This window comes from Pseudalkalibacillus sp. JSM 102089 (genome assembly GCF_041366475.1).
Classification (GTDB): domain Bacteria; phylum Bacillota; class Bacilli; order Bacillales; family Guptibacillaceae; genus Guptibacillus; species Guptibacillus hwajinpoensis_B.
Map to the genome: position 1 here is coordinate 116773 of NZ_JBEWYW010000004.1, position 14950 is coordinate 131722.

The following is a 14950-nucleotide window of genomic DNA, read 5'->3' on the forward strand; positions in this document are numbered from 1 at the left end:
ATTTGAAAGGAGTTCTCTTAGATGGCAGGACATTCCAAATGGAAAAATATACAGCGTAGAAAAAACGCTCAAGATGCTAAACGTGGAAAAGTATTTATGAAGCTAGCTAAGGAAATTTTTGTAGCTGCCAAGCAAGGAGGGGGCGATCCAGAAACGAATCCCTCATTAAGGCTTGCTGTGGACAAGGCAAAATCATCAAATATGCCTAACGAAAACATTGATCGCGCAATTAAGAAAGCTACAGGGGACTTAGATGGTGTTCAATATGAAAACGTGACGTACGAAGGGTATGGCCCAGGTGGTGCCGCCATTATGGTTCAACTACTTACCGATAATAAAAATCGAGCTGCAGCAGATGTGCGTCATGCTTTTAGTAAAAATAAAGGAAATATGGGTGAAAACGGATGTGTTTCATTCTTATTTAACCGAAAAGGTCTCCTTGTGATCGATCGTTCCGAAAATGATCTCGATGGAGATGAATTGATGCTTCAGGTTATTGAAGCCGGGGCTGAAGAAATGGAAACAAATGAGGATGCTTATGAGATTTATACTGATCCCCAGGAATTTCAAGATGTAAAGCACCAATTACAAGAGAGCGGATTAAGTTTTTCTTCCACTGAAGTCACGATGATTCCAGAAACATACGCCCCATTAGAAAATGAAGATGGGCTTCGTATGTTAAAGCTAATTGATATGCTTGAAGATAACGATGATGTGCAAGATGTTTATCATAATGCTGAAATAAATGATGATGTTTATGATCAATTGTGAGCTACAGTTTTTCTGTAGCTTTTTTTTTATGCATATTCCTCAATAAAATGGAAACGCTAACGGCATGAACTTCTTGAAAATGGAAGAAAGGTGTTGGAAACATATGAAAAGCCTTTATCCACTCCTTCTATTAGGTGTACTTCTTGTTCTTGGAGGAACATCGGCCGTGGCTTATGAAGGAGATGGCATATCACCGGTTACAGGAACCAAAACTCAAGAAAAAGGACCACTAGTCGTTGAAGTTATATTGAGAACAAATTATGCGGACGGTGTTTCAACGAACCAATCTGTATATGAAACTATATGGGCAATGGAAGATTTTTGGAGTCAATACGCTGATTGGCAACTTGTAGATCAGGAAGAAGGACGAATGATATTTGAACGGAATTTAGAAGATATTTCGCCTGCGAGTAAACAAAATGGCCATTTTGGATTAACAGAGGAGGGGGTTCTTACGATATTTGATGGAATTCCGGCAGAAGAGAAAGTCATTCAAACATTTTTTCAAATTGATGTAGGAAAGCTAGAAAGTCAAAGAAGAGAGCAGCTTATGGAAGGAATTCCAGTAGAGTCGTGGTATCAGTTTGAAGACGTCATCCAGTCTTTTTCTAAAATTAAAAAAGAAGAACCTGTCCAGTAAGGGCAGGTTCTTCTTTTGATTTAGACGCTTATCTCCATTTCTAAACGCTCGTCTCCGCTTTTCATCTTTTTATGGTAGAATGGAGAGATAGAAATACATGTTCGTATGTACAGGGGAGAGAGTAGCTTTGATAGAATATATTAAAGGCACGGTTGAATATATTGATACAGAATACATTGTTGTAGAGTCGAATGCGATAGGATATAAAATTTACTGTGGAAATCCTTTTGAATTTCAGAAGTACCGTAATCAATCGATTCAAATTTTTACGCATCATTACGTTAGAGAAGATCTCATTGCCCTTTATGGATTTCCAACACGGGAAGAGCGCCTTTTGTTTGAGAAGCTTCTAAATGTTTCCGGTATCGGTCCTAAGGGAGCTGTGGCGATTTTAGCGACTGGTGAACCTGATAAAGTTGTGAGTGCCATTGAAATGGAAGATGAGAAATTTCTAACAAAGTTTCCTGGCGTTGGTAAGAAAACTGCCAGACAAATCATTCTAGATCTAAAAGGTAAGCTTAAAGGCTTTGGCGCTCCAACTGAGGGATTGTTTGCAGTGGATGAAGTTCAAGAAGAGGGTGCTCATGAGCTAGAAGAAGCGCTAGAAGCATTGAAAGCTCTTGGGTATGCTGAGCGAGAAATTAAGAAGATTAAACCAAAGCTAGTTGAAGAAACGCTAACGACAGATCAGTATATTAAAAAAGCCCTTCAGCTTATGCTGAAGCAATAAGGAGGGAGTAAAGTGGAAGATCGAATTCTATCAGGTGAGCAGGTCGGTGACGACTCATCCGTAGAATATAGCCTCCGTCCTCAGCGATTAAGTCAATATATTGGACAAGAAAAGGTAAAGCGAAATCTTGAAGTGTTTATTGAAGCGGCTAAAATGCGAGAAGAGCCCTTAGATCATGTGCTGTTGTACGGCCCTCCTGGTCTAGGTAAAACGACTCTCTCAGCCATTATTGCAAACGAGATGGAAGTAAATTTGCGTACAACATCAGGTCCTGCGATTGAAAGACCTGGTGATCTTGCAGCTATATTAACCGCCCTTGAACCTGGGGATGTTTTATTTATCGATGAAATACATCGACTACCTCGAAGTGTTGAAGAAGTTCTTTATCCTGCGATGGAAGACTACTGTCTAGATATTGTAATAGGAAAAGGCGAAACGGCAAGATCTGTTCGTTTGGATCTGCCACCATTCACCTTAGTAGGCGCTACGACAAGGGCTGGACTATTAACGGCGCCTTTACGAGATCGTTTCGGCGTACTGAGTAGATTAGAGTATTATCTTGAAGACGAACTTCAAACTATTTTAATGAGAACAGCTGACATTTTCGATGTTGAAATGGACCACGCTGCTGCCGTTGAACTTGCTCGAAGATCGCGAGGGACACCTAGAATTGCCAATCGCTTGCTAAAACGTGTAAGGGATTTTGCACAGGTGAAAGGGGATGGAGTCATTTCGCATTCACTTGCTTCTCAGGCTCTTGAGATGATGCAAGTCGATCCTCTTGGACTTGATCATATCGATCACAAGCTTCTATTAGCCATCATAGAGAAATTCCGTGGAGGTCCTGTAGGAGTAGATACAATTGCAGCAACGATTGGTGAAGAAAGTCATACCATTGAAGACGTGTATGAACCTTATCTTCTTCAAATTGGATTTCTTCAGCGTACACCTCGTGGACGTATGGTTACTCATCAGGTATACGATCACTTTGGTATGGAGATTCCTCAATAGCGATGGGAATTTCAAAGTTGTTTATTATCTTAGGGATCGCCTTCTTGGCCATTGGTGTGTTGTGGTCCTTTATTGGAAAATTACCTGGTGACATCGTAATCAAAAAAGGAAACACTACGTTTTTTTTTCCGATTGTAACCTCAATAGTCGTTAGTATTGCCTTGTCTTTACTCTTTTTTATTATAGGTAAGTTCAGATAAGGGGCAGCTTTCCAAACGCCATTTTCAACATGGTGGAAGGGGAACTGCCCCTTAAGGGTGCGCCAATAGGTAAAGCTGTGGTAAAATCAATAAAGTTGAACTCTTTCTAGAAACAGTGGTGAATAAAATGAACGTAAATGATTTTGATTTCGAACTTCCAGAACGGTTAATTGCTCAAACGCCGTTAAAGGAACGGACAAAGTCCAGATTGATGGTATTAGATCCATTAAAACAAAAGCTTCAGCATCGCGAATTCTCCAATTTAGAGGATTACATAAATCCCGGTGATTGTCTTGTGTTGAATGATACACGAGTCATGCCAGCTAGGTTGTATGGATCAAAAGAAGAAACAGGAGCTAAAATTGAAGTGCTGCTTCTTAAGCAAATGGAAGAGGATCAATGGGAGACTCTTGTTAAACCGGCTAAGCGAGTGAAGCCAGGCACTGTGATTTCATTTGGCGATGGACGTCTAACAGCCGTATGCAAAGAGTCACTTGAACATGGCGGACGTGTATTAGAGTTTCAATACGAAGGCGTTTTCTATGAAATTCTTGATCAGCTTGGCGAAATGCCTCTTCCACCATATATTACTGAAACGCTCGATGATCAAGAACGATATCAAACTGTTTTTGCTAAGCATAGAGGATCAGCAGCAGCACCAACTGCTGGCCTTCACTTCACAGAAGAAATGCTTCAGCGTCTTGAAGATAAAGGCGTTCATGTCGCATTTATTACACTTCATGTGGGTCTTGGCACTTTCCGACCAGTTTCCGTCGATAATATTCTTGAACATGAAATGCATGGGGAATTTTATCAACTGACAAAGGGCACGGCTGAACTGTTGAACAGTGTAAGGGAATCGGGAGGCCGAATCATTTCTGTCGGTACTACTTCAACGAGAACACTTGAAACCGTGGCATCAGCACATGATGGACAATTTGAAGAAGCTTCGGGTTGGACCGACATTTTTATTTATCCGGGTTATACTTTTAAAGCAATCGATGGGCTGATTACAAACTTTCACCTGCCTCAGTCAACATTGATCATGCTAGTGAGTGCCCTTGCGGGAAGAGATTTTGTGCTTTCTGCTTATCGCACGGCTGTTGAGGAAGAGTATCGCTTCTTCAGTTTTGGTGATGCAATGTTGATTTTGGAAGGGAGTACGAAAGAATGACAGAACCAATTCGCTATGAATTAATAAAAACGTGTAAACAAAGTGGGGCGCGTCTTGGAAAGCTGCACACGCCACATGGTACGTTTGATACACCGATGTTTATGCCTGTTGGAACACTTGCGACAGTGAAAACGATGAGTCCAGAAGAACTAAAAGAAATGGGCGCTGGCGTTATCCTTAGTAACACGTATCATCTTTGGCTTCGTCCTGGTCATGATATTGTCAAAGAAGCTGGTGGCCTTCATAAATTTATGAACTGGGATCAGCCGATTCTTACGGATTCTGGAGGATTTCAGGTCTTTAGCTTAAGTGACCTTAGACAAATTGAGGAAAAAGGCGTTCATTTTCGGAATCACATGAGCGGTGAGAAGTTATTCTTATCTCCAGAAGGCGCAATGGAAATCCAAAATGCACTCGGTTCTGATATTATGATGGCATTCGATGAGTGTCCTCCATACCCAGCAGAATTTGATTACATGAAAAGTTCTGTTGAGCGTACGAGTCGCTGGGCTGAACGATGCCTGACAGCTCATGAACGAAAAGATATCCAGGGGTTGTTTGGAATTGTTCAAGGTGGAGAGTATGAAGAGTTAAGAAAACAAAGTGCTGAGGATCTTGTTTCACTTGATTTCCCGGGCTATGCTATTGGAGGCCTTTCAGTAGGTGAACCGAAAGACGTGATGAATCGCGTGCTCGAGTTTACGACGCCTCACCTTCCAACTCAGAAACCTCGTTATTTAATGGGGGTTGGTTCACCAGATTCTCTAATTGACGGAGCTATTCGAGGCGTGGATATGTTTGATTGTGTTCTTCCTACTCGTATCGCGCGAAATGGAACACTAATGACTAGCAATGGTCGTCTAGTCGTTCGAAATGCAAAATATGCACGTGATTTCCGTCCGCTTGACGAGAATTGCGATTGTCATGTTTGCCGCAATTATTCAAGGGCGTATATTCGTCATCTTGTAAAATCCAATGAAACATTTGGCTTTAGATTAACGACTTACCATAATCTCTATTTTCTGTTAAACTTGATGAAGCAAGTTAGGCAGGCGATTATGGATGATCGTCTCCTGGACTTTAAGGATGAGTTTTTTGAACAATATGGGTTTAATAAACCAAATGCGAAAAACTTTTAATCCATAGATTGTATGATTGCTGGAAAGGGGTGAAATGAATATGGGTTCTACGTTAATGAATATAGTCCCGCTTCTACTAATGTTTGCGATTTTCTATTTCCTTTTGATTCGCCCGCAACAGAAGCGTCAAAAGAAAACGAAAGAAATGCAAGCCAGCTTAGAAAAAGGAAATAAAGTTGTAACGATCGGTGGTATGCACGGCATCATTGATGCAATGGATGAAGGTACAATTACAATCCGTACTACAGACGGTACAAAAATGGTGTTTGACCGCGCGGCTATCCGCGAATCAATCACTGAAAACAGCAAGTAACATAATAAAGAGCGTCCTCATCAGAGGGCGCTCTTTGTTCGTCTAAGCCTCTCGATGATTTCCGCCTCTAACATTTACCCCCATGATTCCTCCTAGAATGCAAATCAGACCATAACCAGCATGATAAAGCAATTGTTCAAGATTCATGTTTATTCTGTAACCCAGATACTGAATAAGAAAGAGGAGAATGACGTACATAATGGCTGTTCCTCCTCCTAGTAGCCAACCGCGTTCTCCTCCTTTCCCACCTGAAATAAATCCACCTATAAAAAATGCAATAACTGTAGCAACAATAATGAATGGGCTCAGTCCGTTTTCTGATACAGATGTGAAACGAAGAATTAAAGAAAAAAGCACGCTAGTTGCAAGCACAATCACGATTATTGCTAATAGCCCTGCGCCCATACTTGAGACTGCATGTTTCGATCTCATGGTCTTCCTCCTTAAACGAGATAGTTTGTACATTCTATTCGTTTGAGAAGGAAATAGAAGTCTATTCATGAAATCGAACAGCTCGTCATACGATGTTAGAAACGGGACAGGGAAGGGGCAGCATGGATTGGAAATGATCATCGCGCTCATCATATTTGTTCTTGCTTACGTCGGCATATTAACTGAGAAAATTAATCGTGCGATCGTTGCCTGTGGCGGTGGTCTTCTCATGCTACTTTCAGGAATTACAACCACCGATTCTGCTTTCATGAACCACGTTGATTGGAATACGATTGCATTATTGTTTTCAATGATGATTCTTGTCTCCATTACAAGTCAGAATGGATTGTTTGAATATATTGCCATCAAACTTGCGCAAAAGGTACAAGGAAAACCGCTGCCGCTACTTGCTGTAATAGGGACATTGACTGCAATTGGATCAGCTTTGTTAGATAATGTGACGACTGTTCTTCTTCTCGTACCAATTACACTTACCTTGACAAGGATACTTAAAATTACGAGCATGCCCTTTTTAGTAACTGTTATTTTATCTTCTAATATAGGTGGTACAGCAACATTGATTGGTGATCCGCCGAACATCATGATCGGGCAGGCTGTTGATCATTTAGACTTTAATGATTTTCTATATAACCTGGCACCAGTGGTTGTTGTCATTTATGCTGTGATCATGACAGGTCTTTTATTTTTATATCGAAAGGGATTGACTGTAGACGACGACCATCGACAGACGTTGCTTCGAATTAATGCAGATGATTATTTAAAGAGAGGACCTCTTCTTTATAAATCGTCGATCGTTCTGCTAATGACGATTTCAGGCTTTCTGCTACATCCTATTTTACATACAGAGCTAACTAACATTGCGATGGCAGGAGCGGTCCTTTTATTACTCATCACACAAAATGAACACAAGATTGAAGAGGTATTCGAGTCAATTGAATGGGTGACCTTGTTCTTCTTTATTGGATTGTTCATTTTAATCGGTGGATTAGAGGAAGTAGGGATTATTGATGAAGTGGCGAGAAGTATTCTCTTATACACGGACGGCGATTTGCCTAAAACATCGCTTGTGATTTTATGGGGATCTGGTTTTCTCTCAGCCTTTTTAGATAATATTCCATTTGTAGCAGCGATGATTCCTGTCATTACGGAATTTTCGGGTTATGGAATGACAAACCTTGATCCATTGTGGTGGTCGCTTGCCTTAGGCTCTTGTCTTGGGGGGAACGGAACGTTAATCGGTGCTTCAGCAAACGTAGTAGTAGCAGGTCTAGCGCTGAAAGATAAACAAGAAGTTCGCTTTATTGAATTTTTGAAAATCGGAATACCTGTTGTTTGTGTGTCACTTGCCATTAGTACAATCTACATGTATTTCCGCTACTTGCTTCCCTATTATTGAGGGAAGCTTTTTTTATTTGGACTAAGATCATCCTGTCTATGGTTCACACGTTATTTTAATGAAATGTAAAAATCCGTTTTTTCAATACATTTCCTCATGCTGAGCTGAAACATGGTTACACTAATCAAAACAAGACTGGAAGGAGGGATTCAGGGATGGAATTTATGACAGTCATAATGAGGACACTTGTTTTGTATTTTGTTATCATTTTTGTTTTTCGAGTCATGGGAAAACGAGAAATTGGTCAGTTAAGCATTCTTGATTTTGTTGTCTCCATTATGATTGCTGAGCTTGCCGTTATGTCAATTGAAGACCCTCAAACGCCAATGATAAATACAATTGTTCCAATGGTCATTCTAGTACTTATTCAAATGATTATGGCTTATATTTCATTAAAAAGTGAGAAGGTTCGAGAAATTGTAGATGGAAAGCCATCTGTTTTAATTGATCGTGGTCGAATTGATGAGGTCGAAATGAAAAAACAACGGTATAACTTTGATGATTTGCTTATTCAACTGAGAGAAAATAATGTTGCTTCTGTTTCGGACGTGGAATTCGCCATCCTTGAGCCTTCTGGAAAGCTATCTGTCATTAGAAAAGAGGAAGATAATAAGAAGGAACACCCAGAGACATTGATGCCACTCCCTCTCATTCTCGACGGGAAAGTACAAGAGGAACATCTTGAACGAATTGGAAAAACAGCTTTATGGCTTCGTCAGGAATTAAGAAAAGTGGGTCATAAGGATATTAAACGTATCTCATTCTGTTCTCTTCATAAGAATGGAAGCTTTTTTATTGATTTAAAGAATGAAAAAAGGTAACCAGAGCGGTTACCTTCTTTTTTTCCTCTTCATTTAATGCACATATTTTCCGATAAGAGGAATTCTTCTAAGATCATTTCGGTTAATTAACCCAAGTAATAGAAGAAGGATACAATAAATAATTGATGTTACACAAATAGCAACAAACGTACCGAGTATATCTGATGATGAAGAAGCGAGGTTCTCATACAGAAAATGACCAGCAACTCCGGCACCAATAATGGACGCAACCCCTTTCAATAAATCACTCACTACGATGGAGAAACCAATCGCTTTTACGAGTGTTGCAAAATGGAGAAGCGTTACAAGTAATATTCCAATAACAATCGCTAGAGCAGCCCCCATAATGCCAAGTTCAGGTCTTGAAGCTAGGAAGAAAATTGCGGTGAGCTTTACGCCTGCTCCGATGAAGCTATTGATCATCGCTGCTTTAGCTAAATCTAATGCTTGAAGTGCGGCCGCAAGTGGTCCTTGAAAATAATAGAAGAAAAAGAAAGGAGCCATTACTTGCACATAGATAGCTACATGAGGTGCTTGATACATGATATCCATTAAAGGAACGGCAAAAATATACGTAACAACAACTGAAAGGCCACCTGCAACCATGGATAGTCGAATCGCCTGGCTGAGACGATGCTGAATCTGTTTGTATTGCTTCTGAGCGTGAGCCTCACTGATCGCGGGGACGAGTGAGACTTGTAAGGAATACGTAATAAAAGTAGGCAGAAAAAGGAGTGGGATGGCAAGGCCTGATAAATGCCCGTATTGTGTGGTGGCAAGCGTTGTCGCGACACCAGCCATCGCCAGACTACGGGCAACCATGATTGGCTCAAAGAAATAAGATAACGAACCAATTAACTGGCTTCCTGTTGTAGGAAGTGAAATTTTCATTAAGCTGTTAAATGTTTCCCTCCCGCCTTTTAAATAATTGAAAAAACCGCTTCGAATTTTAATGCGCTTCTTCATTTTGAACATTGAGAACATAAATAGTAAGGAAGCAAGTTCTCCGAGAACAACGGAAATCATTGCGCCCGCAGCTGCAAACTCCACACCGTATGGGAGGAAAGCCCCTGTTAGAACCGCTACAAGGCAAATGCGGACAATTTGCTCGATTACCTGGGAATATGCAGAAGGTCGCATATTTTGTAAACCTTGAAAATAGCCTCTTAGCACAGAGGAAAGAGCTACAATCGATACAACTGGAGCGATAGCAATAAGAGGATAAAAGGTACGGTCGTCTGTGAAAACTTCTTTTGATAAGAAAGGTGCAGCTAGTACCATAATTGTCGTAAAAATGACACTAAGGATAGTGGTAATGGAGAGCGATACAATTAAAATTCGTTTAATCTTTTGTCGATCTCCTTCGGCATCCGCTTCCGCGACCATCTTTGAGATTGCAACGGGGAGTCCCATACGTGTTAATGTAATGGTTAGAATTAGCGTAGGGACAGCCATCATATAAAGACCGACACCTTCTTCGCCCATCACACGAACCATCACTATACGGTTAATAAAGCCTAGCACCTTTGTAATTAACCCGGCGAGAATGAGAAAAAGAGTCCCTCTAAGAAAGGTTTGCTTTGACATATTCACCCTACTTTCTATCCAGTATACACCTGCGAAATTGTAGAAAAGTCTAGATATTTTTTATCACTATGTATATGCTTATTAGGGGACAAAGCATGACAGGCATATAGGAGTGTTTCAATGAAAGAAGAAATTAAACAATTTGTCGTAGAGAACCTTGGTTTTCTACCTCATGAAGTGATTGTAGTTATTGTTTCAGCGCTTCCAATATTAGAGTTGAGGGGTGGATTACCTCTCGCGTATACCTTTGATTTTTCATTTTTAAAGGCGTTCTCACTTAGTCTTTTAGGAAATGTGTTACCGATTATTCCATTGCTTCTTCTATTTCAGCCGTTAAGCAATTGGCTAATGAGATTTGGCTGGTATAAACGATTTTATGACTGGCTTTATCATAGAACGATAAGCAAAAGTAAAAATGTTGATAAGTACGGTGCAATCGGGCTTATTCTTTTTACTGCTGTCCCGCTTCCGACGACTGGGGCATATAGCGCATGTGTCGCTGCTGCTTTATTTGCGATTCGTTTTAAATATGCTTTTCTTTCCATCCTCACAGGAGTCATTATTGCAGGCCTTGGGGTTGGCGCAGCGATTTATTCCATTTTTTAATCCAGGGTTTAAAATGTTTGAAAGGTTATAGCGCCTCTTAATTTAATGCTATGTTGAACGCTAGCTTATTTGAGAAAGGAGACGGCGAGATGAAAGAGTGGAAGAAGGAAATATCCCCAGCGCTTGAAAGCAAGAGAGATGAGTTTTTGCTGTTAGGGTATAGTGGAGCGACCATGGACGAAATCTGGGAATGTCTCCTTGCACGCCTTGAAAGAAACAATGAATTAGAAGAAGTAAAGTTGCACAGACTTGTGAATGAAATTATGCGTTTATCGGTGAATGAATATATGAATTGGTTAACCATTCATGCATATAAAGGCACGAAAACGTTTGAAAGTCAGACTTAGAAAAGACTAAAATTGACAGAAAAATTCATATTTCGATATAATAGCTAATATTGTGTGCTATCCGTTTTACATATGCATTAATGTTGGGGGTTTAGAGAGGAGTTTTATTCCATGGTAAAAAAAGGCCGGATCGTTGCGTTCTTTTTGATCGTCCTTTTACTTGGCGGATTAATTGGAACAACCGTCATGGGTGTAACAAAAGATATTAAATTAGGCCTTGATCTGCAGGGTGGATTTGAAGTTCTATATGAAGTAGAACCGGCTCAAGAAGGCCAAGAACTTAGTCAGGACCTGTTAAACAGCACAGTAAGCGCTTTGTACAAGCGTATTAACGTATTAGGGGTTTCAGAACCTCGTATAACGATTGAAGGGGAAGATCGCATTCGCGTTCAGCTTGCTGGAGTGAAAGATCAAAACCAGGCGCGTGAACTTCTTTCCACTCAGGCTGAGCTCACCTTCCGAACCACGGACGATGAAGAGAAAATGAGCGGAGCCGATCTTAAAGAAGGCGCCGCCAAGGTTGTATTTGATAACAACCAACCCGTTGTTCAGGTAACGCTTAAGGATCCCGAAAAATTTGCAAATATAACTCGAGACCTCAGTCAATTGCCTCAGCCGGATAATCGACTAGTGATCTGGCTTGATTATGAAGAAGGCGATTCTTATAAAGAAGAAGTTACAAAGCCAGCTGATGAACAGAAATTTATTTCGGATCCGGCTGTTAATCAAGTGCTTTCTCAAAATACTGTAGTCATTTCAGGACCACCATTTCAGCTTGAAGAAGCTGAAAATCTAAAAGAGCTTTTAAACGCAGGTTCTTTACCGGTTCAGCTAGATGAAATTTATTCAACTTCAGTTGGTGCACAGTTCGGTGAACAGTCTCTTGATAAAACGGTTATAGCAGGATTTATTGGAGTCGGTTTGATTTTCTTATTCATGCTGTTCTATTACCGTTTGCCGGGAGCAATTGCGGTGATTACGTTAACTACGTACATCTATTTGATTCTTGTTGTCTTTAATTGGATGAACGCAGTATTAACTCTTCCTGGTATTGCTGCACTCATCCTCGGCGTAGGGATGGCGGTTGATGCAAATATTATTACGTATGAACGAATTAAGGAAGAGCTTCGTTCAGGTAAATCCGTCATGTCGGCCTTCAAGGCTGGGGGAAGACGTTCATTTACAACTATTTTTGATGCGAACATCACGACGTTAATCGCAGCAGGAGTTCTATTTGCTTATGGCACTAGCACTGTTAAAGGATTTGCTGTTATGCTAATTACTAGTATTGTTGTTAGCTTTTTGACTGCTGTTTGGGGTTCGCGAATTCTTCTCGGCCTATGGGTCAAGAGCAGGGCACTGAATAAAAAGCCCCGACTTTTTGGCGTAAAGGAGAGTGAAATCGATGAGCTCTAAAGTAAGAGATATTAAGTTTGATTTTGTTAAACATCGTAATAAGTTTTTTGCGATTTCACTAGCTTTAATCGTTCTCGGTGGGTTAGCAATTGCCATATTTGGACTAAACTTAGGAATTGATTTCTCTAGTGGATCTCGTGTGGATCTTCAATCTGATAGTAAACTAACAATAGAAGAAGTAAGCGATGAATTCGATGGTCTTGGATATAATCCCGAATCAGTAACTCTTGCTGGCGGTGGGGATATTGCCGTTGCTGCATTTAAGGATGAGCTTAGCAAAGATGAAGTTGCTGAAATTAAAAATCATTTCATAGAGCTTTATGGTGCTGAGCCGAGTATTAGTACGGTCTCACCTGATGTAGCAGTAGATCTTGCTAAGAATGCGTTTATCGCAGTTGCTATTGCTTCGATAGGAATTATCGTATACGTTGCACTAAGGTTTGAATGGTTACAAGGGCTTGCCGCTGTCGTTGCGTTATTCCATGATGCGTTCTTCATAATTGCGGTATTCAGTATTCTGCAAATTGAAGTGAACATTACGTTTATAGCAGCAGTACTAACGATTGTAGGTTATTCCATAAATGATACGATCGTTACTTTTGATCGCATACGTGAGAATATGAAGTTCGAAAAAAAGGTCAAAACATTTGAGGACGTCGCACGTGTTGTGAATAAAAGTCTTGTTCAAACGCTTGCTCGTTCCATTAATACGGTGCTAACGGTTGTCTTTGCTGCTGCTGCTCTTACGGCCTTTGGCGGCGAAGCAATTAGACCATTTGCGATTGCCTTATTGATTGGACTAGTCGCAGGTACGTATTCATCTCTCTTCATTGCCTCGCAGCTTTGGGCAGTATGGAAGGGGAAACAATTGAAGAAGAAAAAGTTCGCTCCTGTTGAAGGTGAAGCATAAGAGTATTCCTTTGAGGGTGCCCGGATGAAGTAAAGCCATGGCTTAGCCATGGCTTTTACGTGTCCAAATGGAGCGGTGTGAGATTTTGAAATAAGGGAAAAGCTATAATGACTTGTTACGTAAGAGGTGAAAAAATGAATAAAGAAGAGCGGTTTCGAAAAGCAGAGATTGCAGCGATCATTGGTATACTAGGAAATATTATCCTCGCAGTACTTAAAGGTGTTATTGGATCGATCTCCAATAGTCGAGCTCTCATTGCCGACGCCGCACACTCGGCATCAGATGTAGCTGGCTCATTTGCCGTTTTTGTTGGTTTGCGAGCCGCTAAGCTACCACCCGATAAAGATCATCCCTACGGTCACGGAAAAGCAGAGTCAATTGCAGCTATTATTGTAGCTGTGTTGTTGTTATTAGTTGGAGTTGAAATTGGAATAAGTTCAGGAAAGGCGCTATTCAAACCTATTGAGGCACCCGGGACTCTTGCTCTCTTTGCAGCTCTCATCTCGATTGTGGTCAAAGAAGCGATGTTTCGATATAAGTATCGGTTGGGTAAAAAGATAAAAAGTGATGCACTGATCGTGAATGCGTATGAACATCGCTCAGATGTCTATTCTTCCATTGCTGTTCTAATAGGGATTGCAGGTGCTATTTTAGGTAGCGAATTTAGCTTGCCATGGCTCATTTATGCCGACCCGATTGCAGGAATTTTCGTTTCTGTTCTGATTGCTAAAATGGCTGTGAAGCTTGGTTTCGACTCCATTCACACAACACTGGATCATGTGCTGCATGAGGAGGATACGACGGAGTATAAAAAAGTGATTACCGGGATGCCGGGGGTTGTGAACCTTGATGAGTTCTATGCTAGAGAGCACGGACACTATGTTATTATTGATATCAAGCTTGGTGTAGACCCGGATATTTCTGTTAAAGAAGGACATGACATCGGTAAGGATGTAAAAAAGCGCCTTCTTGAAGAAGATGAGGTGCATGATGTGTTAGTCCACATTAATCCTTATGAACCGAAGGAAAAAATGAGAGAGTAATGGAATAAGTATTGTAGTAGAAGAGGAGGTAGATAAGGATGAAGGGACAATGGGGATTAGTTGTAGCACTTATTTTCGCCTTAATTATAGCGGTGTTTTCGGTCGTGAATGTAGATCCTGTACAGGTTAACTATGTATTTGGAACTTCGGATTGGCCGCTTGTGCTTGTCATACTGGGATCTGTATTAATGGGTGCGATTCTTGTGCTTGGTTTTGGAATGGTTAAGTATTACAGAGTGAAAAGAGAGCTAAGAAAGTTACAAAAAGAAAAGGAAAAGTTAAAAACAGCACCAGCATCAAATGAATCAAAAGCTGTCCATACTCCACTTGATGGTGAGGCAACAGATGAGGGCACCGGTACTGAAGGGGAATAATGACAAGAAAGCCTTGATT

Annotated in this window: 16 protein-coding genes and 1 pseudogene; 15 read left to right on the plus strand and 2 right to left on the minus strand. The window is 40.7% G+C overall.

Annotated features, from left to right (window positions below):
- The first annotated feature begins 21 nt into the window (after positions 1 to 21).
- From ABVF21_RS11190 to yajC, 8 genes are all read left to right on the plus strand, one after another.
- Entirely contained in the window at positions 22 to 771 is a 750-nt protein-coding gene (locus ABVF21_RS11190; protein WP_303531889.1) for a YebC/PmpR family DNA-binding transcriptional regulator, read from the plus strand.
- A gap of 103 nt (positions 772 to 874) precedes the next feature.
- Positions 875 to 1411 (plus strand): BofC C-terminal domain-containing protein, encoded by a 537-nt coding sequence (locus ABVF21_RS11195; RefSeq protein WP_303531887.1) that lies wholly within the window; start codon positions 875 to 877, stop codon positions 1409 to 1411.
- A 127-nt stretch (positions 1412 to 1538) separates the two neighbouring features.
- Positions 1539 to 2141 (plus strand): Holliday junction branch migration protein RuvA, encoded by a 603-nt coding sequence (ruvA, locus tag ABVF21_RS11200; protein WP_283153937.1) that lies wholly within the window; start codon positions 1539 to 1541, stop codon positions 2139 to 2141.
- 12 nt (positions 2142 to 2153) lie between these two features.
- Complete coding sequence (ruvB, locus tag ABVF21_RS11205; protein ID WP_194219415.1) at positions 2154 to 3152, plus strand: Holliday junction branch migration DNA helicase RuvB; 999 nt, start codon at positions 2154 to 2156, stop codon at positions 3150 to 3152.
- A 2-nt stretch (positions 3153 to 3154) separates the two neighbouring features.
- Positions 3155 to 3352, plus strand: coding sequence for a DUF2905 domain-containing protein (locus ABVF21_RS11210; RefSeq protein WP_194219416.1), 198 nt, complete (start codon positions 3155 to 3157; stop codon positions 3350 to 3352).
- 127 nt (positions 3353 to 3479) lie between these two features.
- Entirely contained in the window at positions 3480 to 4526 is a 1047-nt protein-coding gene (gene queA, locus ABVF21_RS11215; protein WP_194219417.1) for a tRNA preQ1(34) S-adenosylmethionine ribosyltransferase-isomerase QueA, read from the plus strand.
- Positions 4523 to 5665, plus strand: a complete 1143-nt coding sequence (gene tgt / locus ABVF21_RS11220; protein WP_194219418.1) for a tRNA guanosine(34) transglycosylase Tgt — start codon at positions 4523 to 4525, stop codon at positions 5663 to 5665. Before queA ends, tgt begins: the two co-directional genes overlap by 4 nt.
- Positions 5666 to 5705: 40 nt before the next feature.
- Positions 5706 to 5978: a preprotein translocase subunit YajC gene (yajC, locus tag ABVF21_RS11225; protein ID WP_194219645.1), complete on the plus strand. Its 273-nt coding sequence runs from the start codon at positions 5706 to 5708 to the stop codon at positions 5976 to 5978.
- Positions 5979 to 6020: 42 nt separating this feature from the next.
- Here yajC and ABVF21_RS11230 read toward each other — a convergent pair whose 3' ends face one another.
- A complete protein-coding gene (locus ABVF21_RS11230; RefSeq protein ID WP_303531883.1) occupies positions 6021 to 6410 on the minus strand; it encodes a TIGR04086 family membrane protein in 390 nt (129 codons plus the stop codon).
- A 67-nt stretch (positions 6411 to 6477) separates the two neighbouring features.
- On the opposite strand from ABVF21_RS11230, the gene ABVF21_RS11235 reads away from it, so the two are divergent.
- Positions 6478 to 7827, plus strand: coding sequence for an ArsB/NhaD family transporter (locus ABVF21_RS11235; RefSeq protein ID WP_306558413.1), 1350 nt, complete (start codon positions 6478 to 6480; stop codon positions 7825 to 7827).
- A 155-nt stretch (positions 7828 to 7982) separates the two neighbouring features.
- The gene (locus ABVF21_RS11240) at positions 7983 to 8648 is read left to right on the plus strand and encodes a YetF domain-containing protein (RefSeq protein WP_303531882.1); all 666 of its coding nucleotides are present in this window, start codon (positions 7983 to 7985) and stop codon (positions 8646 to 8648) included.
- 33 nt (positions 8649 to 8681) lie between these two features.
- Here ABVF21_RS11240 and spoVB read toward each other — a convergent pair whose 3' ends face one another.
- Entirely contained in the window at positions 8682 to 10235 is a 1554-nt protein-coding gene (spoVB, locus tag ABVF21_RS11245) for a stage V sporulation protein B (RefSeq protein ID WP_303531880.1), read from the minus strand.
- 120 nt (positions 10236 to 10355) lie between these two features.
- On the opposite strand from spoVB, the gene ABVF21_RS11250 reads away from it, so the two are divergent.
- From ABVF21_RS11250 to ABVF21_RS11270, 5 genes and pseudogenes are all read left to right on the plus strand, one after another.
- Positions 10356 to 10841: a COG2426 family protein gene (locus tag ABVF21_RS11250; RefSeq protein WP_194219422.1), complete on the plus strand. Its 486-nt coding sequence runs from the start codon at positions 10356 to 10358 to the stop codon at positions 10839 to 10841.
- A gap of 89 nt (positions 10842 to 10930) precedes the next feature.
- Positions 10931 to 11188 (plus strand): post-transcriptional regulator, encoded by a 258-nt coding sequence (locus tag ABVF21_RS11255; RefSeq protein WP_226614507.1) that lies wholly within the window; start codon positions 10931 to 10933, stop codon positions 11186 to 11188.
- Between the two features lie 111 nt (positions 11189 to 11299).
- Positions 11300 to 13514, plus strand: a pseudogene (gene secDF, locus ABVF21_RS11260) (protein translocase subunit SecDF).
- A 134-nt stretch (positions 13515 to 13648) separates the two neighbouring features.
- A complete protein-coding gene (locus tag ABVF21_RS11265) occupies positions 13649 to 14557 on the plus strand; it encodes a cation diffusion facilitator family transporter (protein ID WP_303531872.1) in 909 nt (302 codons plus the stop codon).
- Between the two features lie 38 nt (positions 14558 to 14595).
- Positions 14596 to 14931, plus strand: a complete 336-nt coding sequence (locus tag ABVF21_RS11270) for a LapA family protein (protein WP_303531870.1) — start codon at positions 14596 to 14598, stop codon at positions 14929 to 14931.
- Positions 14932 to 14950 lie beyond the last annotated feature (19 nt).

What these genes read in the sequence shown, in the direction of transcription:
- ABVF21_RS11250 (WP_194219422.1), top strand. Translation starts at nt 10,356, where the DNA reads ATGAAAGAAGAAATTAAACAATTTGTCGTAGAGAACCTTGGTTTTCTA.
- queA (WP_194219417.1), top strand. Translation starts at nt 3,480, where the DNA reads ATGAACGTAAATGATTTTGATTTCGAACTTCCAGAACGGTTAATTGCT.
- tgt (WP_194219418.1), top strand. Translation starts at nt 4,523, where the DNA reads ATGACAGAACCAATTCGCTATGAATTAATAAAAACGTGTAAACAAAGT.
- ABVF21_RS11195 (WP_303531887.1), top strand. Translation starts at nt 875, where the DNA reads ATGAAAAGCCTTTATCCACTCCTTCTATTAGGTGTACTTCTTGTTCTT.
- ABVF21_RS11270 (WP_303531870.1), top strand. Translation starts at nt 14,596, where the DNA reads ATGAAGGGACAATGGGGATTAGTTGTAGCACTTATTTTCGCCTTAATT.
- ABVF21_RS11255 (WP_226614507.1), top strand. Translation starts at nt 10,931, where the DNA reads ATGAAAGAGTGGAAGAAGGAAATATCCCCAGCGCTTGAAAGCAAGAGA.
- ABVF21_RS11230 (WP_303531883.1), bottom strand. Translation starts at nt 6,410, where the DNA reads ATGAGATCGAAACATGCAGTCTCAAGTATGGGCGCAGGGCTATTAGCA.
- yajC (WP_194219645.1), top strand. Translation starts at nt 5,706, where the DNA reads ATGGGTTCTACGTTAATGAATATAGTCCCGCTTCTACTAATGTTTGCG.
- ABVF21_RS11210 (WP_194219416.1), top strand. Translation starts at nt 3,155, where the DNA reads ATGGGAATTTCAAAGTTGTTTATTATCTTAGGGATCGCCTTCTTGGCC.
- ABVF21_RS11240 (WP_303531882.1), top strand. Translation starts at nt 7,983, where the DNA reads ATGGAATTTATGACAGTCATAATGAGGACACTTGTTTTGTATTTTGTT.
- ABVF21_RS11190 (WP_303531889.1), top strand. Translation starts at nt 22, where the DNA reads ATGGCAGGACATTCCAAATGGAAAAATATACAGCGTAGAAAAAACGCT.
- ABVF21_RS11265 (WP_303531872.1), top strand. Translation starts at nt 13,649, where the DNA reads ATGAATAAAGAAGAGCGGTTTCGAAAAGCAGAGATTGCAGCGATCATT.
- ABVF21_RS11235 (WP_306558413.1), top strand. Translation starts at nt 6,478, where the DNA reads ATGAAATCGAACAGCTCGTCATACGATGTTAGAAACGGGACAGGGAAG.
- spoVB (WP_303531880.1), bottom strand. Translation starts at nt 10,235, where the DNA reads ATGTCAAAGCAAACCTTTCTTAGAGGGACTCTTTTTCTCATTCTCGCC.